1 protein-coding gene is annotated in these 455 nt (G+C 62.9%); it reads left to right on the plus strand.

Annotated features, from left to right (window positions below; genetic code table 11):
• The coding region (locus P0D89_RS54085) for a type VI secretion system Vgr family protein (RefSeq protein WP_408379842.1) at positions 1 to 455 on the plus strand (455 nt) is incomplete at both ends.

Consider the following 455-nt stretch of genomic DNA (forward strand, 5'->3'; position numbering starts at 1 on the left):
CACAGCCAGGCGCGCGACCTGGTGACGAATGACCGGCGCTGGCTGTCGCGCAACGTGATCCGCACGCAGGCGAACAACAAGGTTCGCATGGAGGACTGGACGGGCCAGGAAGGCATCAAGGTCAGCACGGAGCATTCGGGCAAGTCGCAACTGAACCTTGGCTACCTGGTTAACAACAAACTGGAGTACAGGGGCGAAGGTTATGAGCTTCGCACGTCCGGCTACGGTGTGAACCGCGCGGGCAAGGGCCTGCATCTGACAGCCTACGACCGCCCCGCAGCGACCGGCCAGCAGATCGACATGCAGGAGACCATCGCGCAGTTTGAAAGCGCGCTGGAACTGGCGAAGGCGCTGGCGGCATCGGCCAGCAGCGCCAAGGCCGAGCCAGCGGATACCGATGCACAGCAGCAGATGAAAGAGGATATCGACGGCCTGAAGAAGCCGGGCCTGCTGAT

It is taken from the genome of Paraburkholderia sp. RL18-085-BIA-A, assembly GCF_046027075.1.
Lineage (GTDB): Bacteria > Pseudomonadota > Gammaproteobacteria > Burkholderiales > Burkholderiaceae > Paraburkholderia.